This window comes from Gottschalkia acidurici 9a, from assembly GCF_000299355.1.
GTDB lineage: Bacteria > Bacillota > Clostridia > Tissierellales > Gottschalkiaceae > Gottschalkia > Gottschalkia acidurici.
On sequence record NC_018664.1, the window covers coordinates 1,245,519 to 1,268,428 of the forward strand.

Genomic DNA, 22,910 nt, shown 5'->3' on the forward strand with positions numbered 1-22,910 from the left:
ACTGAAAGATAAAGGGGGATAAATAATGGAAATGACGACAGCTGAAAGAATGAAGGGCTTAACTATGAAGAAGAAGATAGACCGAGTACCTATGAATCCTTTTGCAAGTACATATACAGCTCTCATCTCAAACCACACTGCTAGAGAATATTACCTAAATCCAGAGATAGCATTGAAGTGCCATATGAACTCTATGATGCTTCATAAATATGATGCAGGTCCAGGATATGGTGTTCCTAACTGGCAAACATGGGATTTTGGTGGGGAATTGGAGTTTTCTTTAACCAATAGAGCTGCTTTACCAAAGGTAATAAGGTATCCAATTGAAAATATAAAAGATACCTTAAAAATAGAATTACCAGATATAAGAACAGCTCCAATTAGCTCAAGAATGATTAAATTTTCAGAATTGTCACTAGAAAAAGGATTTGGATATGGTGTTCCAGCAGGATCAGCACTTACAGGAGTTGAGGGATTAATAGGGGCACAACAACTTCTTAAACTAATGGTAAAAGACCCTAATCATATACACTACCTTATGAGGATAAGTACAGATTATATACTTTCTATAGCAAAATACATGATAGATAAATTTGGAGCAGAAAAAGCCTCGGCATTTACAGCATATCCACTAGAGGCTCATGAGTTAATACCATCTAAATACTTTGAGAAGTTTTCCTTACCATATACAAAAGAAATTGTAGAAACTTTATCTAACTGGGGAGTTAATAAAATAATAGTTCATCTGTGTGGAAATCATACTGATAATCTAGACTATTGGATAAATGACATAAATGTCCCTAAGAGAACAGTATTTGCTGTAGGTACTGAGATGAACATCGTAAAGACAGCAGAACGTTTAGGTGATGACTATATTATTGCTGGTAATGTTAGAAACTCAATACTAAATAATGGTACACCTGATGATGTATATAAGGAGAGTAAGAGCATTATAGAAAAATTAAAAGATTTTCCAGGAGGGTTTATCTTAATGCCTGACTGTGGTTTATCACCTTTAACACCATCATGTAATGTAGATGCAATGTTGAGAGCAGTAAAAGATTTTGGTAGATATGAATAATAGCTAACAAATAGTATTGATAATGATAAAGGAAAGTAGCGTATAAGAAAATTTTTAAGATTTTAAGAGGATATTAAAAAACTTAATATTAGAATAAACAAATTAGGAGGAACTAAATTATGAAAAAACTACTAGCATTAATTCTTTGTACTACACTATTATTTAGCATGACAGCTTGCAATAGTGAAAAACCAGGTAATAAAGATGAACAAAAAGATGCTAAATTAACAGAACTTAAAAAAATTACAATATCAGAACCAGTAAGAGGAATACTTTGGGCTCCTGTTCATTTAGCAAAAGAACTAGGATACTTTGAAGAGCAAGGATTAGATGTTGACATTGTTACAGTTCAAGGAGATGCACCAACAGCTCCTGTACTCTCTGGTGATGCACAATTTGGACTATTTGGTCCTGAGATGATTCTTGGATTTAATGAAAAAGGTCAAGGAACAAAACTGCTTATTACAGCAACTAAAAAGTTTCCATATACATTCCTTTCAAACTCTAAATATGACTCAATTGAATCGTTAAAAGGAACTGCAATTAATGGTGCAGATAGTGGAAGTTCACCAAGACAATTCGTTAGATCTGTACTAAAATCAGGTGGACTTAATCCTGATGCAGATGCAAACTATGTTAGAATTCCAAACTCTGGTATCATAGCAGCTTTTGAAAACAATGACATTGCTGCAACTTATGCATCGCCAGAATCTAGACAATTACTATTAGACTCTGGTGCAAAAATGCTTGTTGATATGTATAAACCGGAAGTTCATAATCAAATTTTAGGATCTAAAGATTATGAGATGTATATAACTTTCGCTAAAGATGACTATATTAAAGAAAATCCAGAAATAGTACAAAAGTACGTAAACGCCGTATATAAAGCAACACTATGGTTAAACGCACATACAGTAGAAGAAGTTACAGAGGCTATAAGACCTTCTTTCTCAGATAATAAAAATTTAGAACAAACTATTAAAGAAATAAAAGATAATGGCATATTTTCAGAAACAGGTGGATTTACAGATTCAGGATTTAAAGCTATAAACAAGATGGCAAAAGAAGCTGGAATTATAAAAAATGATGTAAAAAAAGAACAAGCAGTAGATGAATCATTTATAAAGAAAGCACAAGAAAGTATTAAATTAGACTAATTAGATTTATTGAGAAATTGATTTTCATATCCTTTATAAAATATAAATAAGATATGAAAATCAATTTTTATTAAATATATAACCTTAACAATTATAGAAAAAGATGATAGGTAAACAAATACATATAAATAATATCAATTGGAGTAAGCTCAATAAAGACATATATAATAGAATATATCATAAGTGTATGATGGATAAGAATAATGTTTTTTAAAAACATTATACGGGGAGATTAATGTAAGTAAATGGAAAGACCAAAATGACATCAAAAGAAAGAATGTCTAGATACTTTGGAGGAAAAGAAATAGATAGACGTATCAATATATGACTATAGCAATAATGTGGATGCAATGATAGATGTGGAAGTGTTTTGTTACAATCATTTTTGAGAGGATAGAGCTTCAGTAAAAACAGGGATACATGAAATAGTAGAAGCTATAGGAAGTAAACTACGCTTTCTCCAGAATAGTCTTATATAGGCAGAAACCCCGTTTTAATCCACTCATCAGTAAAGTTTCTATTATAAAAATAATCTATCAATAAATATCCTATATAGAAACTACTTATTGTACTTGTATTATCTAGAAATTATATAATCAGATTTATACAATTTGAAAATAAAGAGATGTTTTATTAGGAGGTAAATATATGCATAAAGATGATCAAATGACACCGAATGAACGATTAACTGCATTTATGACAGGAAAACCTATGGATAGAATACTATCTATGCCAGTCACTTGCTCTATGTCAGGGCTAGCACTAGGAATGACTCATAAAGAAAAGAGAAGTACGGCTCTAAACGAAGCAAAAGCTCAGATTGCCTGTTACGAAAGGTTTGGAAGTGACTTAACTCTTATTGAATATGGATTACATGGTGTAGGTATAGCTTTGGGTAGTCAAATGAGTGATCCCGAAGATGCAGTGCCATCAGTTATAAAAAATGCTTTAGATGACTTAAATGATGTGGATAAGTTAGATATGTCTAAGTTAGAACTGAAAAATGATAAATCATTTCAATTACATTTGGAAGCTGCCAATATATTGATAGATAGATTAGGAAAAGAAGTTCCAACTGGAGTTTTAATATCAGGGCCTTTCACTGCTGCTGCAAGCGTGTATGGAACAGAAAAATTATTAAAGGCAACTAGGAAAAATCCTGAAAAATTGCATCAGCTGATTAAATTCTGTAATGATGGATTGAAAATGATTTGCAGGGAATTTATAAAGGCAGGCTGTATTATATTGCTATGTGATCCAATTGCATCCGGAACAATTCTTCATCGAAAACAATACTTAGAATTTGTTTTACCATATACTATAGATTTAGTTAAAGATATTCATAGTGCAGAAGGAATGATTTGCTACCATATCTGCGGGGATACAACATCAATCGTAGGAGATATGGTGAAATCAGGATGTGATATGGTTAGTATTGATAATAGAGTAGACTTAGAATATACAAAGCAAGTGATAGGAGATAAAGTTCCTATTCTTGGGAACATAGATCCAGTAGAAGTATTAACCCTTGGAAGCACTAAAGATGTGGACTTAGCGGTAAAAAAATGTATTCAAAAGGGATATGATAGTCCTTGTGGATATATCCTGGCATCAGGATGTGACCTTTCAGGAAATGTTCCTTTAGAGAATATTGATCAATTTATGACTTCTGCTAGAAAATATGGAAAGTGGCCATTAGATCCGAGAAACTTTTTATAGATTATATTAATAAATAAAGAATTACATATGTATGAAAATATAAATAAAGTTATTGAGTATACGGAAAGTTTTAATACTAAAAGTAAAAAATAGAGTTTAAAAATATAAGGGGGAAAAATAAAAATGTCAAAAGAAAAATTGTTTAATGATATAAAAGAATCAGTAATAGAAATGGAAGAGGAGGAAGTATTAGATCTTTGTAAAGAAGCTCTTGATAAAGGCATACCAGCATATGAAATAATAACAGATGGACTAATAAAAGGAATGGACGAGGTAAGTAGACTTTTCGAGGAAGAAGAATATTTCCTTCCAGAGGTTTTAATATGCTCAGATGCATTTAACGGTGGATTAGATATAGTAAAGCCATATCTTGATAAAAACAGCGGAGAAAAGCCTATAAAGATAGTAATGGGAGTTGTGGAAGGTGACACTCATGATATTGGAAAAAATCTTGTGAAAATAATGATGGAATCGGCAGGTTTTGAAGTGCATGATCTTGGAAGGGACGTTCCGCTTGATAAATTCATAGAAACTGCAGAAGAAATAGAAGCGGATATAATTGGTATGTCAACATTAATGACTACAACAATGGATGGTATGAAAACTGTAATAGACAAGCTAAGCGAAAAAGGTATAAGAGACAAGTATAAAGTAATGATTGGAGGGGGACCTATATCTCAACACTTTGCTAACATGATAGGTGCTGATCTTTATACTAGTGATGCAAGTGAAGCAGCAAGAAAAGCAAAGGAATTAGTACTTGTCGCACAATAGAAAATAAAGGGTTGAATAGAAAGGGTAATATAAATGAATGAAAAAGAAAGATTATTAAAGACGCTAAAGGGAGAAAAGGTTGATCGTCATCCTGTAATTTGCCCAGGGGGCATGATGAGTGCCTGTGTTACAGAGGTATTAGATGACGTAGAAGATGATCATAACTTAACCATAGATGGAATGGTCAAAGCTGCTAGAAATATATACAAAAAAACTGGATTTGAAAACTATGGTGTACCATTTGCAATGGTTGCAGAGGCTGAACTGTTAGGTGTTACTGTTGACTCTGGAACGAAGACTACAGAAGAGAGAATAATAGAATATAATAATGATGATTTAGATGACATAATTAATAACTATGACATAAATCCTAACGATTCACCGAGAATGAAAACTACAATAGAATCTATAAAGATATTAAAAAATGATAAAGTACCTGTTATAGGAAATCTGGTAGGACATGTTAGTACAGCAACTTCAATAGTTGATCCACTTGTGATATTTAAAAAGATAAAAAAAGATCCAGAAAAAGTTTATGATTTTTTTAAGTTTGTAAATAATATTCTAATTAAGTTTGCAGATGAAATGATAAAAGCCGGAGCAGATGCAATAGCAATATCAGATCCTACATCTACAGGAGAAATACTAGGTACTAAGAATTTTGAAAAATTTTCTGTACCATTCTATAAAGAGCTAATAAACTTTATTCATGATAAAAATACTCCAGTGATACTTCATATATGTGGAGATGTAAACAATATAATTGATGGACTAAGTACAGTAGGAGCAGATGCTCTTAGCTTTGACTCTTGTGTTAATATGAGATTTGCAAAGTCTAAGATATCTACTAAGCTCATGGGGAATGTAAGTACACAACTTTTAGATATTGGAACAAAGGAAAAAATAGTTTCAATAACTGAAAATGCTATTTTATCAGGAGTCGATATTGTTTCACCTGCGTGTGGTCTTAGCATGTCAACGTCAACTGAGAGCCTAAGATCTATGACAGATTATATAAAAGGAAGAAATATCTAATGGCAAAGATAACATTTAAAGACAAATCAACAACTATAGAAGTGGAGGAAGGTATAAGCTTAGTAGAATGCATAAGACAAGCAGACTTTTCCATAGAGACTCCATGTAATGGTATGGGTACCTGCGGTAAGTGTAAGATAGAAGCTACAGGAAAGTTATCGGCTGTTATGGATAAAGAGAAGGAACATATAAAGGAAGGAAGTAGTGAAAGATTAGCTTGTCTTACAACAGTCTTAGGTGACGTTGAAATAAAACTTACAGATAAATATACGGCACTAAAAACAATAAACGAAGGTTATTCGATAGATGTTAAATTAAATAGTGATATGAAAATAATAGATATTCCATTGTTAGATAGGACAAGTTCAATTCCTTATGTTGAAAATTTAAAGTATGAAATATCCTCAAATATACTAGAAAAAATATCAGATATAGATAAGAATAATTATGAAGATATAAAGGCTGTTTTATATAAAGATAAGATTATAGATATAGAGCAATCACTAGAAAAACTATTTGGAGTTGCCATAGATATAGGAACGACAGGAATATCTGCATATCTAGTAGATATTAGAACTGGTGAGACTCTTAATAAAAAGTCATCACTAAATCCACAAACTGAATATGGTGGAGATGTACTATCTAGAATAACTTATAGCATAAGTACCTCGGAAGGAAAAGAAAATTTAAAAAGATCAATAGTTAACAAAATAAATAAAATGATACTTGAACTTGTCAAGGGAGAAGAAAATATTAAGTATGTATATAGAGTTATAGTTGCTGCAAATACAGTTATGTTGCATATGCTACTTGGAATAGATACAGAAACGATAGCAAAATCACCATATAGACCAGTATTCATAAGAAAGTTAGATATAAAGGGAAAAGATATGGGGATTAAAATAAATGAAGAAGGTATAGTAACTATATTACCTTCAGCATCAGGATATGTGGGAGCTGATATTGTTTCAGGGGCTATAGCAACAGCATTTAATAGAAAAAAACATAATGCTATATTTATAGATATAGGTACTAATGGAGAAATTCTTGTTATATCAAATGGTAAAGTAGTAGGTACATCTACAGCCGCAGGTCCCGCATTTGAGGGTATGAATATATCATGTGGATGTAGAGCTGAATCTGGCGCTATAGATACATTCATTATAGAGAATGAAAATGTTAAATTTACTACAATTAATAATGAAAGTCCAAAAGGAATTTGTGGAAGTGGACTTATAGATATAGCTTCAGAGCTAGTAAATAATAAAGTTATATTAAAAAGTGGAAAATTAAATAACAAATTAGAGGGAGAACTAGGAGAAAAGATAAGGGATAAAAAGTTTTATATAACAGATGAAATCTATATTTCTCAAGCTGATATAAGGCAAATTCAGCTTGCAAAAGGAGCAATAGCTGCAGGAATAACTATGATACTACAAAGTATCAACTTGTCTATTGATCAAATAGAAGAAGTAGTTGTAGCTGGTTCTTTTGGATATCATCTAAATCCAGAAAGTATAAGAAGAATAGGAATAATACCTAAAGGTTTTAAAGGTAAAATTAGCTTTACAGGAAACTCATCAGTAGAAGGTGCAAAGCTATCATTGATAAATAAAGATATAATTAAAGATATGATAAGACTAAAAGATGAGATAGAAGTATTAGAGCTTTCTATGAAAGAAGAATTTCAAGAATGCTTTGTAAAAGAATTAAGTTTTTAAAGTATTAAATTTTAAAGAGGAGAAAAGTCATGATAAAAGTTCATATAGTTTCAGGCTTTTTAGGTGCTGGTAAAACTACTTTAATAAAGAAATTAGTTAAGTTTATTAAAGGAAAAAAAGTAATTATAGAGAATGAATTTGGTGAAGTTGGGATAGATGGTGAAATTATAGAAAGAGAAAATTATGATGTTGTAGAAATGGCACAGGGATGTATTTGCTGCAGCATGAAATCAGACTTTGAGACTATGATTGTATCTGTAATCGAAGACTATAACCCAGAGCATATAATTATAGAGCCAACAGGAATAGGCATGCTAAGTGAAATTTTAAAAATCTTTGATAAAAATGATATTGAAGAAAAGTGTGTATTAACTTTACCTATAACTGTGGTAGATTCATTAGACTATCTGTTACTAATAGAGGAGTTCGGCGAATTTTATAAAGATCAGGTAAGAAATGCAGGAATAATAGTACTCAGTAAAACTCAGTTAATAGAAGAAAAGAACATAGATGAAATAATTAAGTCAATAAGAAATATTAACAAAAGTGCTGAGATACTATACAAGGATTGGAATATATTCACTGAGCTAGAATATGACGATCTTACTAACATTAGATTTGATTGTAGCAAAAATAGTATAGAGTTTGTAGATGAGATAAAAAATATAGCGGAAAACCTTCAAAGTTATAGTATTAAAAATCCTAAAGAATTTAATAAAGAAAGTTTAGGAAATATGCTAGATAGACTTACAGATGAAGATTATGGAGATATTATAAGGGCAAAAGGATTTGTATATGGTGAAGATGGCTCACTAGAATTTAGTTATGTAAACGGCAGATATAGCATTAATGAAAATAAAAACCATAATTCTAATAGAATGTGTTTAATTGGTAGGAATCTTAATAAAGAAGCTCTTTCAAAAAAATTAAACTTTTAGGGGTAACTAACAGTTACAAATAGATTATAAAAGGATAAATAACATTATAAAGTTTTTATAATTTAGAAAATTGTTGACAGCCTCCCATGTTCGTAAAGAGCATGGAGTTGATAGGAAATACCTATCCAAAATCCTTTGAATTGCTGGGAACTCGTAAAGACACGTTGACTACAGCATAATCTGAAAAGATAAGTGCGAATGTTGCGAAAGCAGAAAAAACTAATGTGTATAGCATAAGGTTAAATCCTAAGTGCAGAAACAATCGACAATCAGCAGGTAAGGCTCTAAGTCGAAAGATAAGAGTAAACTTCAACGACTATCCCAAAAGGGAGTACACTATAAGCGATTGATAGTGGAAGCGGAGGACACCAGACAGGTGATGATATAGTCTACGCTTATGTGAAAGCATAAGAAGTTCATGGTCAAAGACCTGAGAACTGTATATGTCTAGCGAACATATATGAATGAGCATAAAGCTTATAGAAAGTTATAAATATATAATTAAATACAACGATATGGAACACTTGTTCAATTCGTATTTCATTAAATCACTAACTTGTATTATAATGGATATAAGGAGGTGAGGAAATGATAAAGTCAGTAAAAATAAGACTACTACCTACAAAAGAACAAGAAATATTAATGTTTAAATCAGTTGGTGTTGCAAGGTTTGCATACAATTGGGGTCTAGCTAAATGGGAAGAAGAATATAAAAGTGGGCTAAACCCAAATGTTTACAGTATAAAAAAGAAGTTTAATAATGAAATCAAAAAGAAAGAACAATTCAAATGGCTATACGAAGTGTCAGCAAAGATAACTTCACAAGCTTTCTTAGATTTACAAAGTTCTTTCAATAACTTCTTTCGCAAAAGTGCCAAATATCCTAGGTTTAAATCTAAAAAGAAATCAAGACAATCTTTTTACGTTAGAAATGATTCACTAAAAATAAAAGATAGAACTGTAAATATAGAAAAAATAGGTAGGGTAAAAATTAAAACCAACGACAATATCCCCATACTAGACAGCTACAATAATCCCAGATGTAGCTATGACGGGAAATACTGATACATATCATTTGGTTATGAACAAGGCGAAAATCAAGCTAAGTTAAATCAAGATTTAAGTATAGGAATAGACCTAGGAATATCAGTACTAGCAGTAATAAACAAACTAGACAAACCAATAAAAAACATTAATAAAACTAAAAAAAGTAAGAAAGTTAAAAAAGAAATTAAAAAGACTACAAAGACAGGTAAGTAGAAAGTATGAGATGAACAAACTGGAAACTAAGTTTATAAAAACTAGCAATATAATAAAACTAGAAAAGAAAATAAAACTAATCCATAGAAAACTATCAAATATAAGACAAAACCATATACACCAGGCCACAAATAAAATAATAAAGTTAAGACCAATAAGAATAGTTATGGAGGATCTTAACATCAGTGGAATGATGAAAAACAAACATCTATCAAAAGCAATAGCAGAACAGAAGTTTTATGAGTTCATAAGACAAATGAAATATAAATGTGAATTCAATGGTATAGGGTTTGTTCAAGCAGATAGATTTTTTCCATCATCTAAAAAGTGTAGCAAATGTGGAGAAATAAAAAAAGATCTAAAGCTTTCAGATAGAGTGTATAAATGCATCTGTGGATTAGAAATAGATAGAGATAAAAATGCTAGTATAAACTTAGGAGAATATAAATTGGTATAAAATCAACAAAAAAGATGATACCAATATGTACCATGCGTTGTATGGGAATTTAAGCCTTTAGAAACAGCATTTGCTCAGTGCCACACAAACTAGAGTAGATTATCTTAGTATAATCAAAATAGGGTACTATGAAGAAGGAATTAAAGTAAAACTTATATATTTATAAACTTTTATAAGCTTTATGCAACGGGATAATATGACCGGAATAAATTTTGTATGTAAAATCCAAGGTGATGATAAAGCAATCAAAGAAACAATTAAAAGCACAAGGTTTTCATTTCCTAAAGCTCATACAAATAGTAATGATATTGCTGAGCTTTCAAAGCAAGTTAAGGAACATGATAAGAATACAATATGTGTAGTGCCTTTTTGTTCAACTGTGGAAGTTGAAGCATTAGGTGCAAAGGTGAATTTAGGTGATGAAAAAATAGGACCTAGAGTTAATTCATTTGCTTATGAAAGTATAGAGCAGCTTAGTGAAATAGAAAAAATAAATTTAAACGAAGGTAGAATTAAAGAAGTTCTTGATTCTATAGAAAAACTAAATAATGAAGGAGAAATCGTTACTCTAAACGTCTCGGGTCCATTCATAATAATAACATCTCTTATAGATCCTATGATATTTTATAAAGCTGTAAGAAAAAATAAGGAATTAGTTGATAAAGTAATAACAATAATAGAGGACAATATAATTAATTATGTTAAGGAAGGTATAAAGAGAGGTGCGAAAATAATATCTTATGAAGATTCAGTAGGTTCTGTAGATATTGTTGGACCTAAAGTATATAGATACTTAACAGGAAAGGTTACAAGTGAAGTACTTAAAAAAATAGGAGAGTTTGATAATATAGTAGTTCATATATGCGGAAAGACTTCAGTAGCACTAGAAAAATATGAATTTGCAAAATCAACTCCAGTAAAACTGAAAGAAGATGTTACTTACGGAGAAGCTATAATTGATATAATAAACAATCAAAAAGATATAAAATTTATAGGACATTCATGTATGAAAAGAACCCCAGATAAGCTTAAAGATAATACTGTTTGGAAAATAGATTTAAGTTAAAAAGTTAAATTGCTAAGAAATGGCTTAGAATAGATTTAAAACTGTTCTAAGCTATTTTTAGTTACTATATTAGTTAGTGCTCTACTTTAAAAAAATTTAGTTTTAATATATACTTTATTATGAAATATTTTGTTAATTAATAATCAAGAAAGAAGGGTTTACATGGCTTTTACCAGTGTGTTAGAGCAAACTATAACACTATTTTTATTAGTTATACTAGGGTTCGTTATAAGAAAGAGAAATATAATAACGGATGAAATTATAAGAGGATTTTCAGATTTTGTTTTAAAAGTAACTTTACCATTATTTATCATAGTTTCAATGGATAAAGAATTCTCAAAAGATAGGCTAATATACAGCGGAATAATAATATTTATAAGTATCTTTACTTATTTTATAAAAGCAGTTATATCAAAGATTTTTACAAACTCTTTAAATATAAAGGAACCACAAAAAGGAGTATATAGATTTTTAATATTCTTCTCAAACTCTGGATTTATGGGAATACCAGTGGCAAACGCCCTATATGGAGATGACGGTGTATTTTATGCTGCAATACTTAATATAACATTTAACATATTGCTATGGACTTTTGGAGTAAAACTAGTTAGTCAAGATAACACAAAAGAAGAAAATGTTATGAAAAAGCTTTTGACTAATCCAGGCGTATTTAGTGTAATAATAGGTCTTATTATATTTTTAACACCTCTAAAGTTACCAAAGCTTTTATATGATCCTATGAACATGGTAGGAAGTATAACGTCACCTTTAGCTATGATAGTTGTAGGTGGTATTTTAGGTGCAACAGAATTAGGTTCTATGTTTAGAAATAAAAAACTAATGCTAGCATCACTAATTAGGTTAATAGTAATTCCATTGATATTTATATTTATGTTGTTACCATTTAAGCTACCTGAAATAATAGTAGGAATGACTATAATAATAGATGCAATGCCAGCAGCAGCTAATACGGCTATGTTTACTAGAATGTATAATTCAGACTATAACCTTGCATCTCAGGGTGTGTTTTTAACCACACTTATTAATATACTAACTACACCATTAATACTTTATATTTTTTCAAAGACATTTAATTTATAATATTAGATACAATTTTAAATAAGGTTATTGAATATCACATTTTATTCAATAACCTTGTTTTATATCTTTGTCCTTAGTCATAAGTTATTATTTAAAATAGCAATAAATATAAGTCACTTAGTATTAAACAAGCTTTGTTTAGACGTTAAATATCAGAAAGAAAGGTAGGTTGAATATTGTTAAAAGAAAAGATTTTATATGTAAACTACTTGATTGATAGTATACTCCTTAAAATACCGACAAAAATGATTTACGAGCAATCACTTGAGAATGAATTTAAAAATATTCACTATGAAATCTATTTAGAAAACCACTACTTTATATCCGAGGTATCAGACAATACTGAATTTGCAATAAAGAATTTACAGAAGGTGATGCCAGCAAATGTAAGGGTTGCATGTTGTCAATCTTGTAGATATGGTAACTTCTGTCCATACGGAGATAATGACAATGAAATATTTTGCTTTAAAGGAATTGAAGTTAACAATAAGGATGATGTATGCAAATTTTTTTCAAGCAATAATGAATGTTACAAAGCAAGGAGTAGAGAGCTTCTTGACTTTTGTTCAAATTATGAACCTATATCTTATAATGAACATTATACTTATAATGATTGGTAGTGGATATAGAAGCAAAAAGTTAAATTGTGAAGGGTAAAGTACTCTTAGATTAATTTAATACTTTGTTTTAATTAAACTCTAATAACATAAAAAATATAGAAGTTATAGATTAAGTACTGCATAATATATTAAAAAAGGAGGGTTTGAAATATGTTTAATAAAGTATTAGAACAAACTATAATATTATTTTCCTTAGTAATAGTTGGTTTTATTATAAGAAAAAGAAATATAATAACGGATGAAGTTATAAAGGGATTTTCAGAATTTGTTTTAAAAGTAACATTACCAATCTTTATTATAGTTTCAATGGATAAAGAGTTTTCTAAGGATAAAGTTATATATAGTGCAATAATACTTTCTGTAAGTATACTTACGTACATAATAAAGGCTATTATATCAAAGACATTTACTGATATTTCGAAAGTAGAAGATCCACAGAAAGGTATATATAGATTTTTAATATTTTTCTCAAATCATGGCTTTATGGGAATTGCAATAGCTAGTGCATTATATGGAGATGAGGGTGTATTTTATGCCGCTATACTTAATATAACTTTTAATGCTTTTGTATGGACATTTGGGGTGAAATTAGTTGACCATAATGAGAGTACAGATGAAAGTTCTATAAAGAAATTTATATTTAATCCAGGTATAATTAGTGTAGTCATAGGTCTTATTATATTTTTAACACCACTGAGTTTACCAAGACTTGTATATGAACCTATGAATATGTTGGGAACTATGACTATTCCTTTAGCTATGATAATTGTTGGCGGGAATCTAGGATCAACAGAATTAGGTTCTATGTTTAAAAATAGGACTTTAATTCTAACATGTCTAATTAGACTAATAGTAGTTCCATTTACAATAATACTTGCACTATTACTATTTAAACTACCTAAGATTATAATTGGTATAACTATAATAATAGATGCAATGCCCTCAGCACCTAATACAGCTATATTTGCTAGAAGGTATGATTCGGATTATAGCTTGGCATCTCAAGGAGTATTTTTAACTACACTTATGAGTATATTAACTATACCTTTTATAATGTATATTTCTTCTAAGCTATTTGGATTATAAATTTAAGTTAGTATTAAAAAGATATTATAGTATATCAACAATTTTAAAAACCTGTCATCTTTTATAGATGTGAAAGATGACAGGAAGAAATTTTATATCTATAGATTCTTACTATTACTTAGTATTTTTTATTATATTTTTTATTCTTTTAACTTTTAAGCCTATATCTTCTGCACCAACTATTTCAGAAATCATACATACACACCTAGCACCATGATTTAAAACTTCGGAAACATTATGTTCTTTAATTCCGCCTATCGCAACAAAAGGAATATCTATATTTTTAGAAACATATTCAAGATATTCAAATCCTAAAGGATCACAGACATCTTTTTTAGTAGATGTTTTAAATATAGGCCCTACTCCTATATAATCAGCACCATTAGCTACTGCACTTTGAGCTTCTTCAGATGAATGAGTAGACAGCCCTATGAACATATCATTTCCTACAAGCTCCCTAACTTTTTTTATAGGAATATCTTCTTGTCCAATATGAACTCCATCAGCATTTACAAGTATTGCTATATCTATATCATCATTTAGAATAAAAGTAACACCAGCTTCTCTAGTGAGCTCTCTTATTTTCTTGCATTCTTCATACTTATAAAGAGATTTTTTATCTTTTTCTCTATACTGAATTATCTTAACTCCTGAGTCTATTAACTCCTTTACAACTTGTATATTGTCTTTTCCATTTGAAAATTCTTCAGCAGTTATACAATATAGTTCTTTTTCGAATAAAGCTTTAAGTTTATTTCTCAATGAAATCATCTCCTAAAATTATTAATTACATAGTTTAATATAACATTCGCCTGTTTAGCAGCAGCAGTATTAACTCTTGGAGAAATTGGTGGGCAGTTTTCACTTACTTCGGAAACCAAATCTCCTATAAGATAAAAATTACTTTTAATTTTCCTAGTAGTTATAAGGTTACTATCATCCCAGCCAGCAAGGCCAGATGCTGAAACTAAAAGTTTATTTGATCCTAAAAACTTCTCAACTATCATTTTTTTACAACTTGACTTGTCAAAAGCTTCAACTATTATATCGCAATCATTATATATATCTTCTAAATTATCATAGTTTAAATATATATTTAATGAATCTATATTAACATCAGGATTTATTAAAATAAGATTTTCTTTAAGAGCCTCGACTTTAGGCATACCAACTTGATGATAAAAGAAAAACTGTCTGTTTAAATTAGAGTATTCAATTTTGTCAAAATCAGCTATTATAAAGTTTTTAAATCCACACCTAGTTAAATTAAAGGCACAGTTAGAGCCAAGTCCGCCTGCACCTGCAATACCTATTTTGACTGACTGTATAGCTTTAAAGTTGTTTTCACCAAGTTGATTTAACAAAGTTTCTTCAAAAAGATTCATAAATTCACCAGCCTTTTATAAACTAAAACTATATGATATCCCAATCTTTAAGAACTGGCTGATATCCAAGTTTTTTATGTCTAATAACATATCCTGTAAGTCTCTGTTATCAGATATATCAAATTGTCCATTATCATCACTATTTTTAGAATGTCCGCCTACAGAAGTATTAGAATCCGCTGACATTTTAGTAACACCTAGTGGTAGTACATTGTTTCTAAAATTGACATCTTCTCTTGTTGACATTGTTATTCCAACTCTGGGTATAAAAAGTCTAAGAGCTAATATAAACTGAACTAGGTTTTTATCATTAACTGGCATGCAAGGGAAGTCTTCACCAACATGAGGTCGTATTCTAGGCATAGACACATTAACATCTATATGAGAATATTTATTCTGAATGTACTCTGCATGTAATCCTGTTAAAAAGGCATCTTTTTGCCAATTATCAAGACCTAGGAGAGCTCCAACATTTACTGAACGTATATTAGCCTTACAAGCTCTTTCAGGAGCATCAAGTCTAAATCTATAATCTTTCTTAGGACCCTTGAGATGAAGTTTATCATAAAGCTCTTCATTATAAGTTTCTTGATATATGGTTAAAGAGTCAACTCCTGCTTGTACTAATGTTGAATATTCATTCTCTTCTAATGCATATATTTCTATTCCGATAGAGTTAAAATACTTCCTTAAAATATCTACACATTTACTAATATACTCTACGGAAGATATACTTTTTGCATCTCCGGTAAGTATTAATATGTGCCTAAATCCTTTAGAAGAAATTAATTTCGACTCTTTTTCAACCTCTTCAAATGTTAATTGATTTCTACCTATACTATTTACTGCATTAAACCCACAATAGACACATTGATTTGTACAATAATTGGCTAAATACATAGGAGTATACATAAGTATAGTCTTTCCGAACTGCTGAACTGTAAGTTTATGTGATAGCTGAGCCATATCCTCAAGAAAATATTCTGCTGTTGGAGAGAGTAATGCTAAGAAGTCCATAGAATTTAACTTACTTTTCTTTAAGATTTTCCTTATATCATTTTTAGTAATTTGCTTATTAAAACTTTCTAAATTGAAGTCCTTGTATTTAGAACAAATACTATAAAAACTCATAATATAACCTTCTTTATCAAATTATTCGTTTAAAAAACCTGTAAGTGGAGAAGATGCACTTGCTGTTATATTTACTTCTCCAAGTCCTGCAAGGTAAGCCTTTCTTCCAGCTTCAACCGCACTACCAAAAGCTTGAGCCATAAGTATAGGGTCATTAGATGAAGCTATAGCTGTATTTAAAAGGCAAGCATCAGCACCCATTTCCATAGCTTCACAAGCATCAGAGGGCTTACCTATACCTGCATCTACAATTACTGGAATAGGTATTTCATCTATGAGTATTCTAATTAGCTCTCTAGTCTGTATACCTCTATTTGATCCGATAGGAGAACCTAAAGGCATAACAGTAGCAGCCCCTACATTAACAAGCTCTTTTGCCACCATAAGATCTGGACTTATATATGGAAGGACTACGAATCCTTCAGATGCTAGAACTTCAGTAGCCTTTATAGTTTCATATCCATCAGGAAGAAGATATTTATTGTCTGAAATAACTTCTATTTTAATCCAATCTCCACATCCTGTTGCCCTTGCAAGTCTAGCTATTCGTATTGCTTCTTCAGCATTTCTTGCTCCAGATGTATTAGGGAGAAGTTGGATACCTTTAGGTATGTAACTTAGTATATTTTCTGAATCAGAACTAAAATTTACTCTTCTTAAAGCAACCGTAATGATTTCAGATTTAGATTTTTCCAAGACTTGTGGAATAAGCTTATCGGAAGAATATTTACCAGTTCCAACAAGCAATCTACTACTAAACTCTTTTCCACCAATTATTAGTTTATCGGACATATTATCAACCTCCTCCTACAAAGCTTAAAACTTCTAAGCTATCATTTTCTTTTAATACTGTATTAGCCCAATCTTCACTTCTAAGTACATTAAGATTATATTCAACCACTACATTATTTGGATAAAGTCCTTTGGATATTAAATAATCTAAAAGAGTTATACTTTCTTCTATAACTTCTTTCTGACCATTTATAAAAATGTTCATTTATATCACCACCTTCTAAATAAAACTCTTTAATACTGTTGAGAATACAAAAAAGGCTTACCTCTAGGTAAGCCTTATAGTATGCAAAATAATATATAGCAAAAATAATCTACTATTATAAAGTAAACTAAATATAAGCTTTCCTACGATGGTTCTAACCATATCAGGTTCAAAGGGTCAGGTTTTTAAACCTTCTCAGCCAAAAGGCTCCCCTAGCTCGATGTTATTATATTTTTCTTTATATGATTTAACACAATTATAGTTTATTATTTTATTTTTGTAAAGATATAAAAAGTAATCTCTATAATACCTATAAGAATTATAAAAAATAAAGTTGACAGAATATTATTAAGACTATATAATAATCTATAATATATGGTACATATTTGATAATAAAATATTCTTATCCAGAGAGGTGGAGGGACTGGCCCTGTGAAGCCCAGCAACCCAAGAGAATTTCTTGAAGGTGCTACATCCAGCAGGTAGGATCCTGATAGATAAGACGAAACAGAAGATTATCTTCCTACTGAACAATAGTAGGAAGATTTTTTATTATAGAAAATTAGGAGGCTAGGTAAATGGACAAAAAATTACGATTTGAAACTATACAACTTCATGGAGGGCAAACTATAGATAGAGAAGCTAAATCTAGAGCAGTACCAATTTATCAAACAGCATCTTATTTATTTGATGATACAGAAGACGCTGCAGATATTTTTGCATTAAAAAAATTCGGATATGCTTACTCTAGAACTAGAAATCCTGTGTTTGAGATATTAGGAAATAGATTAGCACAGTTAGAAGGTGGATTATCTACATTAGTAACGTCATCTGGAATGGCAGCTATAACTTATGCAATATTAGGTCTAGCAAAGGCGGGGGATGAGATAGTAGCATCATCAACTTTATACGGAGGGACAGTAACTCTTTTTAATTATACTTTTAAAGACCTTGGTATAAATGTTAAGTATTTTAATCCTGACAATTTAGATGAGCTTAGGGGAGTAATAACAGATAAAACTAAAGCAGTATTCATAGAAACTATAGGAAATCCAGAAATAAATGTATCTGATATAGAAGAAATAGCTAATATATCACATGAAAATAAAGTACCACTAATAGTAGATAATACATTTGCTACACCTTATCTTTGTAGACCGATAGAATTTGGAGCAGACATAGTAGTTCATTCACTTACTAAATTTTTAGGAGGTCATGGAACTAGCATAGGCGGGATACTAATTGATAGTGGAAAATTCAATTGGGATAACGGAAAATTCCCTCAGCTTACAGAAGCACAAGATAGATTTAAAGGAGTAAAGTTCTACGAGCAGTTCGGAGAAACTGCTTATATTACAAGAACAAGAAATACACTTATGAGTGACATAGGAGCCTGTCTATCTCCGTTTAATGGATTTCTAATTTTACAGGGAATAGAGACTCTTTCGCTTAGAATGGAAAGACACGTAGAGAATGCAAAAAAAATAGCTGAATATTTAGAAAATCATGAAAAAGTAGCATGGGTGAAATATCCTGCACTTAAAACAAATAAATATCATGAAATAGCTAAAAAATATTTGCCTAAAGGATCAGGAAGTATATTTGCTTTTGGACTTAAAGGTGGATATGAGGCAAGTAAAAAATTAATAGAATCTGTAGAGATATTTTCACATTTAGCAAATGTAGGAGATGCTAAGTCACTTATAATACATGCAGCATCAACTACACATCAACAATTAACGGAAGAAGAACAAATAGTAGCAGGTGTTTCACCAGATCTTATAAGAATGTCAGTTGGTATAGAAAATGTAGACGACTTGATAGAAGACTTAGAAAATGCATTAAAGAATATATAAAGGAAAGGGAGATTTTAATGAGTAAGAAATATAACTTTGATGAAGTAATAGATAGAATGGGAACTTATTCAAACAAATGGGATGGTGCATATAAATACTTTGGAACGAATGACTTAATACCACTTTGGATAGCAGATATGGACTTTGCACCTCCTAGGGAAGCTGTAGAAGTTATAGAAAAAAGAGCAAAACATGGAATATATGGATATACATTAACAGAATCTAAGCATAGAAAACCATTCATAGAGTGGTGTAAAAGTAGATATAGATATGATGTTAAAGAAGAATGGATAGTAAATACTCCGGGGGTTGTGCCTGCTATATGTGCAGCTATTCAATCATTAACAAATGAAGGTGACGAAATAATGATACAGCCACCAGTATATCCACCTTTTTTTAACTCTGTTAAGAATAATGATAGAAAATTAGTAGAAAATCCTCTAATTTTAAAAGATGGAAAGTATGAAATTGACTTTGATGACTTAGAATATAAAATTAAAAACGGAAATATAAAAATGCTTTTACTATGTAATCCTCATAATCCTGTAGGTAGAGTATGGAATAGGGAAGATCTAGAAAAAATAATGAACATATGTAAAGAACATAATATACTTGTTTTCTCAGATGAGATACATGGAGATATAATATATAAAGGTAACCAATTTAATTCATTAATGACTTTTCCTAAAGAATACTATGACAATATAATAGTAGCAACTGCTCCAAGTAAAACTTTTAATATAGCAGGACTTTATTATTCTAATATTCTAATACCAAATGAAGATATTAGACAGAAAGTTAGACTTGTGCTAACTAAACTCAATATAAGTGCTGAAAACGTGTTTAGCATAAACGCAGGAGCAGCAGTTTATGAATATGGTGAAGATTGGGTAGATGAGCTTGTAGACTATCTAGAAGAAAATGCTAAGTTTGTAGAACAATTTATAAAAGAAAGATTACCAAAAATAAAGACTTTTAATCTTGAAGGAACATACTTAATGTGGTTAGATTTTAGAGAGCTATTTGAGGATCAAGATGAGCTAAAAGACTTTTTAATAAACAAAGCAAAAGTAGGATTAAATGATGGTACTACATTCGGTAGCCAATATGTAGGATTTGCAAGACTTAACATAGCATCTCCAAGAAGTATAATAGAAGAAGGTTTAAAAAGAATAGAAAAAGCTTTAAACATATAAGGTAAACAAGCATACTCTTATAGTATAGGATTAAAATCCTAAAAATTGATTTTATTATAAAATATATTATGATATAATTACTATTATACACTTCAACGACAATTAATTTGAATAATATAAATTTATAATAAAAAAGAGATATAAAGGAGACAAGTCTTGAAAAAGCCAATAATAGGAGTAGTAGGAAGTTTATCAAATGAAAGTGGAAAAAATATCATGGAATCTACTGAACGAGTATTTACTAGTGAAAAGTATGTAAATTGTGTAGAAAAAGTAGGAGGTATACCTATAGTTCTTCCACACATAAATGAAATACTAGACATAAAAAGACAGATAGAACTATGTGATGGTTTACTTTTATGTGGTGGAGCAGACATACATCCTATTTATTATGGAGAAGAACCGTATGAGAAATTAGGGTTCGTAAACTCAAAAGAAGATGAATATCAAATAAAAGTAACTAGAATGGCACTGAACTTACACAAACCAATATTAGGAGTGTGTAGGGGACACCAACTATTAAATGTAGTTTGTGGAGGGACTCTTTATCAAGACATGGAACAAGTACCATCTAAAACTATAAAGCATAATCAGATATCAAAGAGATATGAACCATATCATAGCATAAAGATAGTTAAAAATAGCATTTTGGAAAAAATTTTAGGAAACACTATACTGGTTAATAGTATACATCATCAGTGTATAAAAGAGCTCGGAAAAGGTTTAAGAGTTATTGCAACATCTAAGGATGGAGTAATAGAAGCTGTAGAGATGGGTGGAAGAGATTTTGTAGTAGGAGTACAATGGCATCCAGAGGAAATGGCTATGAATAATGATGAGAATATGTTAAATATATTCAAAGAGTTTATCGATAAAAGTGTAAAAGTAGAATTAGAATATAATATATAATAAATTAAACCTCTTACTTTAACTTGTAAGAGGTTTTCATTTACTATTGAGGCAAATAATAGTATAATGATTAAATATAAATGTTTCTGAAAAAAAGTTAATTTTATAAATACTTAAAAACATCCTGAGATTATAAAGTTCAAATTGATTTTTTAGCGCGAATTTTGTATAATGAATTAGTACTTTAATGTATAAAAGTATAAAGAATATAAAAAACAAGAATAATTTTTTCAAGGAGGATTAATAAATGTCTAGGATTAAAAAACTACTGGCTGTAGGAATGACACTTGTAATGAGTGCAACTATACTAGCTGGATGTGGACAAAAAGAAAATGGAAAAGATGGTGCAAAGGTAGAGTCAGATGTAATTAAAATAGGAGCAATAGCGCCTGAAACAGGAGAAGTTGCAGTGTATGGTAAAGCTGCTTTAAACGGTTATAAATTAGCTATAGAACAGTATAATGAAAAAGGTGGGGTACTAGGAAAACAAGTAAAGTTAATTCCTTATGATGATAAAGGTGACGATAATGAAGCTGTAAATGCTTATAATAGACTTGTTAGTAGTGACAAAGTAGATGGTATATTAGGAGCTGTTATTAGTACAAACACATCAGCGATAGCACCTTTAGCAGCAAGGGAAGGTATACCAATGATAACTGCAACATCTACAGCGGATAAGAATATAACAGAAGAAGGAGAAAATATATTCCGTTCATGTTATACAGATACTTTTCAAGGAAGTAAAATGGCAGAATTTGCTGGAGAAGACTTAAAAGCTAAGACAGCTGCAATAATATACAACACAAGTTCAGATTATAGTGATGGACTAGCAAAAGCTTTTAAAGAAACATTTGAAAAAGCTGGTGGAAAGGTAGTAGCTAGTGAAGGATACACTAAACAAGATAAAGATTTTAAATCAATACTTACAAGCATAAAAGGAAAAAATGCAGATGTATTAGTAATACCAGATTATTATGAAAAAATAGCACTAATAACTAAACAAGCAAGAGAAGTAGGAATAGAGTCAACATTCTTAGGCGGAGATGGTTGGGATGGAGTTATAGGTAAGATTGATAATAGCATTATAGAAAAATCTTATTTCTCTAATCACTACGCAACGGATGATACAAGTGAAGTTGTACAAAACTTTATAAAAGCATATGAAGAAAAATATAAAGAAAAACCTAGCGCATTTGCTGCATTAGGATATGATGCTGCTACTACTTTATTAGAAGCTATGAACAAAGCAGGAAGCACTGATAGAGAAAAAGTTGTAGAAGCTATGAAAAATACAGACTTAGAATTAGTTTCTGGACACACTAAGTTTGATAAAAATAGAAATCCTATAAAGCCAGTTTCTATTATAAGAATAGGGAACGGAGAAAATAAATTAGAAATTAAAAAGTAATATGTAGTAATTT

22 protein-coding genes and 2 riboswitches are annotated in these 22,910 nt (G+C 30.3%); of the genes, 17 read left to right on the forward strand and 5 right to left on the reverse strand.

What is annotated here, in order from left to right; all coding sequences use genetic code 11:
- The first annotated feature begins 25 nt into the window (after positions 1-25).
- The 13 genes from CURI_RS05825 (at position 26) to CURI_RS05885 (ending at position 14,015) form a co-directional block, all read left to right on the forward strand.
- Complete coding sequence (locus CURI_RS05825; RefSeq protein WP_014967303.1) at positions 26-1,081, forward strand: uroporphyrinogen decarboxylase family protein; 1,056 nt, start codon at positions 26-28, stop codon at positions 1,079-1,081.
- Positions 1,082-1,200: 119 nt separating this feature from the next.
- Entirely contained in the window at positions 1,201-2,238 is a 1,038-nt protein-coding gene (locus tag CURI_RS05830) for an ABC transporter substrate-binding protein (protein WP_014967304.1), read from the forward strand.
- Positions 2,239-2,886: 648 nt separating this feature from the next.
- Entirely contained in the window at positions 2,887-3,957 is a 1,071-nt protein-coding gene (locus CURI_RS05835; RefSeq protein ID WP_014967305.1) for a uroporphyrinogen decarboxylase family protein, read from the forward strand.
- Between the two features lie 123 nt (positions 3,958-4,080).
- Positions 4,081-4,731 carry a corrinoid protein gene (locus CURI_RS05840; RefSeq protein WP_014967306.1) on the forward strand — a complete coding sequence of 217 codons (651 nt, stop codon included), beginning with the start codon at positions 4,081-4,083 and terminating at the stop codon, positions 4,729-4,731.
- Positions 4,732-4,764: 33 nt separating this feature from the next.
- A complete protein-coding gene (locus CURI_RS05845) occupies positions 4,765-5,766 on the forward strand; it encodes a uroporphyrinogen decarboxylase family protein (RefSeq protein WP_014967307.1) in 1,002 nt (333 codons plus the stop codon).
- The gene (locus tag CURI_RS05850) at positions 5,766-7,487 is read left to right on the forward strand and encodes an ASKHA domain-containing protein (protein WP_014967308.1); all 1,722 of its coding nucleotides are present in this window, start codon (positions 5,766-5,768) and stop codon (positions 7,485-7,487) included. The genes CURI_RS05845 and CURI_RS05850 overlap by 1 nt, the downstream gene beginning before the upstream one ends.
- Positions 7,488-7,516: 29 nt before the next feature.
- Positions 7,517-8,425 carry a CobW family GTP-binding protein gene (locus CURI_RS05855; protein ID WP_014967309.1) on the forward strand — a complete coding sequence of 303 codons (909 nt, stop codon included), beginning with the start codon at positions 7,517-7,519 and terminating at the stop codon, positions 8,423-8,425.
- Positions 8,426-9,013: 588 nt separating this feature from the next.
- Positions 9,014-9,490, forward strand: coding sequence for an RNA-guided endonuclease InsQ/TnpB family protein (locus CURI_RS16080; RefSeq protein WP_041701580.1), 477 nt, complete (start codon positions 9,014-9,016; stop codon positions 9,488-9,490).
- A gap of 130 nt (positions 9,491-9,620) precedes the next feature.
- Positions 9,621-10,142, forward strand: coding sequence for an RNA-guided endonuclease InsQ/TnpB family protein (locus CURI_RS16085; protein ID WP_228370480.1), 522 nt, complete (start codon positions 9,621-9,623; stop codon positions 10,140-10,142).
- Positions 10,143-10,338: 196 nt separating this feature from the next.
- The gene (locus CURI_RS05870; protein ID WP_014967310.1) at positions 10,339-11,208 is read left to right on the forward strand and encodes a uroporphyrinogen decarboxylase family protein; all 870 of its coding nucleotides are present in this window, start codon (positions 10,339-10,341) and stop codon (positions 11,206-11,208) included.
- 162 nt (positions 11,209-11,370) lie between these two features.
- Entirely contained in the window at positions 11,371-12,309 is a 939-nt protein-coding gene (locus tag CURI_RS05875) for an AEC family transporter (protein ID WP_014967311.1), read from the forward strand.
- 176 nt (positions 12,310-12,485) lie between these two features.
- Positions 12,486-12,929, forward strand: coding sequence for a hypothetical protein (locus tag CURI_RS05880; RefSeq protein ID WP_014967312.1), 444 nt, complete (start codon positions 12,486-12,488; stop codon positions 12,927-12,929).
- Positions 12,930-13,079: 150 nt separating this feature from the next.
- Positions 13,080-14,015 (forward strand): AEC family transporter, encoded by a 936-nt coding sequence (locus CURI_RS05885; protein ID WP_014967313.1) that lies wholly within the window; start codon positions 13,080-13,082, stop codon positions 14,013-14,015.
- A gap of 114 nt (positions 14,016-14,129) precedes the next feature.
- Here the strand turns inward: CURI_RS05885 and thiE are convergent, their stop codons facing one another.
- Genes thiE through thiS form a run of 5 tightly spaced genes read right to left on the reverse strand, consistent with a single transcriptional unit; the run spans position 14,130 to position 17,528 of the window.
- Complete coding sequence (gene thiE, locus CURI_RS05890; RefSeq protein ID WP_014967314.1) at positions 14,130-14,777, reverse strand: thiamine phosphate synthase; 648 nt, start codon at positions 14,775-14,777, stop codon at positions 14,130-14,132.
- Positions 14,778-14,782: 5 nt separating this feature from the next.
- The gene (thiF, locus tag CURI_RS05895; protein ID WP_014967315.1) at positions 14,783-15,400 is read right to left on the reverse strand and encodes a sulfur carrier protein ThiS adenylyltransferase ThiF; all 618 of its coding nucleotides are present in this window, start codon (positions 15,398-15,400) and stop codon (positions 14,783-14,785) included.
- Positions 15,401-15,415: 15 nt separating this feature from the next.
- Positions 15,416-16,531: a 2-iminoacetate synthase ThiH gene (thiH, locus tag CURI_RS05900; protein ID WP_014967316.1), complete on the reverse strand. Its 1,116-nt coding sequence runs from the start codon at positions 16,529-16,531 to the stop codon at positions 15,416-15,418.
- A 21-nt stretch (positions 16,532-16,552) separates the two neighbouring features.
- Positions 16,553-17,323 (reverse strand): thiazole synthase, encoded by a 771-nt coding sequence (locus CURI_RS05905; RefSeq protein ID WP_014967317.1) that lies wholly within the window; start codon positions 17,321-17,323, stop codon positions 16,553-16,555.
- A 4-nt stretch (positions 17,324-17,327) separates the two neighbouring features.
- Complete coding sequence (gene thiS / locus CURI_RS05910) at positions 17,328-17,528, reverse strand: sulfur carrier protein ThiS (protein ID WP_014967318.1); 201 nt, start codon at positions 17,526-17,528, stop codon at positions 17,328-17,330.
- Positions 17,529-17,651: 123 nt separating this feature from the next.
- A riboswitch (TPP riboswitch) is annotated at positions 17,652-17,752 on the reverse strand.
- 176 nt (positions 17,753-17,928) lie between these two features.
- Positions 17,929-18,032, forward strand: a riboswitch (SAM riboswitch).
- A 74-nt stretch (positions 18,033-18,106) separates the two neighbouring features.
- Between thiS and CURI_RS05915 the strand changes: the two genes are divergently transcribed.
- The 4 genes from CURI_RS05915 (at position 18,107) to CURI_RS05930 (ending at position 22,897) form a co-directional block, all read left to right on the forward strand.
- The gene (locus tag CURI_RS05915) at positions 18,107-19,384 is read left to right on the forward strand and encodes an O-acetylhomoserine aminocarboxypropyltransferase/cysteine synthase family protein (RefSeq protein ID WP_014967319.1); all 1,278 of its coding nucleotides are present in this window, start codon (positions 18,107-18,109) and stop codon (positions 19,382-19,384) included.
- A 17-nt stretch (positions 19,385-19,401) separates the two neighbouring features.
- Positions 19,402-20,580: a MalY/PatB family protein gene (locus CURI_RS05920; RefSeq protein WP_014967320.1), complete on the forward strand. Its 1,179-nt coding sequence runs from the start codon at positions 19,402-19,404 to the stop codon at positions 20,578-20,580.
- A 156-nt stretch (positions 20,581-20,736) separates the two neighbouring features.
- The gene (locus CURI_RS05925; RefSeq protein ID WP_014967321.1) at positions 20,737-21,489 is read left to right on the forward strand and encodes a gamma-glutamyl-gamma-aminobutyrate hydrolase family protein; all 753 of its coding nucleotides are present in this window, start codon (positions 20,737-20,739) and stop codon (positions 21,487-21,489) included.
- A 247-nt stretch (positions 21,490-21,736) separates the two neighbouring features.
- Complete coding sequence (locus CURI_RS05930) at positions 21,737-22,897, forward strand: ABC transporter substrate-binding protein (protein WP_014967322.1); 1,161 nt, start codon at positions 21,737-21,739, stop codon at positions 22,895-22,897.
- The last annotated feature ends 13 nt before the right edge of the window (positions 22,898-22,910 follow it).

Excerpts from the sequence above, each read along its gene's own strand:
- CURI_RS05825 (WP_014967303.1), top strand. The coding sequence starts at position 26 with ATGGAAATGACGACAGCTGAAAGAATGAAGGGCTTAACTATGAAGAAG.
- CURI_RS05830 (WP_014967304.1), top strand. The coding sequence starts at position 1,201 with ATGAAAAAACTACTAGCATTAATTCTTTGTACTACACTATTATTTAGC.
- CURI_RS05835 (WP_014967305.1), top strand. The coding sequence starts at position 2,887 with ATGCATAAAGATGATCAAATGACACCGAATGAACGATTAACTGCATTT.
- CURI_RS05840 (WP_014967306.1), top strand. The coding sequence starts at position 4,081 with ATGTCAAAAGAAAAATTGTTTAATGATATAAAAGAATCAGTAATAGAA.
- CURI_RS05845 (WP_014967307.1), top strand. The coding sequence starts at position 4,765 with ATGAATGAAAAAGAAAGATTATTAAAGACGCTAAAGGGAGAAAAGGTT.
- CURI_RS05850 (WP_014967308.1), top strand. The coding sequence starts at position 5,766 with ATGGCAAAGATAACATTTAAAGACAAATCAACAACTATAGAAGTGGAG.
- CURI_RS05855 (WP_014967309.1), top strand. The coding sequence starts at position 7,517 with ATGATAAAAGTTCATATAGTTTCAGGCTTTTTAGGTGCTGGTAAAACT.
- CURI_RS16080 (WP_041701580.1), top strand. The coding sequence starts at position 9,014 with ATGATAAAGTCAGTAAAAATAAGACTACTACCTACAAAAGAACAAGAA.
- CURI_RS05870 (WP_014967310.1), top strand. The coding sequence starts at position 10,339 with ATGACCGGAATAAATTTTGTATGTAAAATCCAAGGTGATGATAAAGCA.
- CURI_RS05875 (WP_014967311.1), top strand. The coding sequence starts at position 11,371 with ATGGCTTTTACCAGTGTGTTAGAGCAAACTATAACACTATTTTTATTA.
- CURI_RS05885 (WP_014967313.1), top strand. The coding sequence starts at position 13,080 with ATGTTTAATAAAGTATTAGAACAAACTATAATATTATTTTCCTTAGTA.
- thiF (WP_014967315.1), bottom strand. The coding sequence starts at position 15,400 with ATGAATCTTTTTGAAGAAACTTTGTTAAATCAACTTGGTGAAAACAAC.
- thiH (WP_014967316.1), bottom strand. The coding sequence starts at position 16,531 with ATGAGTTTTTATAGTATTTGTTCTAAATACAAGGACTTCAATTTAGAA.
- CURI_RS05905 (WP_014967317.1), bottom strand. The coding sequence starts at position 17,323 with ATGTCCGATAAACTAATAATTGGTGGAAAAGAGTTTAGTAGTAGATTG.
- thiS (WP_014967318.1), bottom strand. The coding sequence starts at position 17,528 with ATGAACATTTTTATAAATGGTCAGAAAGAAGTTATAGAAGAAAGTATA.
- CURI_RS05915 (WP_014967319.1), top strand. The coding sequence starts at position 18,107 with ATGGACAAAAAATTACGATTTGAAACTATACAACTTCATGGAGGGCAA.
- CURI_RS05920 (WP_014967320.1), top strand. The coding sequence starts at position 19,402 with ATGAGTAAGAAATATAACTTTGATGAAGTAATAGATAGAATGGGAACT.
- CURI_RS05930 (WP_014967322.1), top strand. The coding sequence starts at position 21,737 with ATGTCTAGGATTAAAAAACTACTGGCTGTAGGAATGACACTTGTAATG.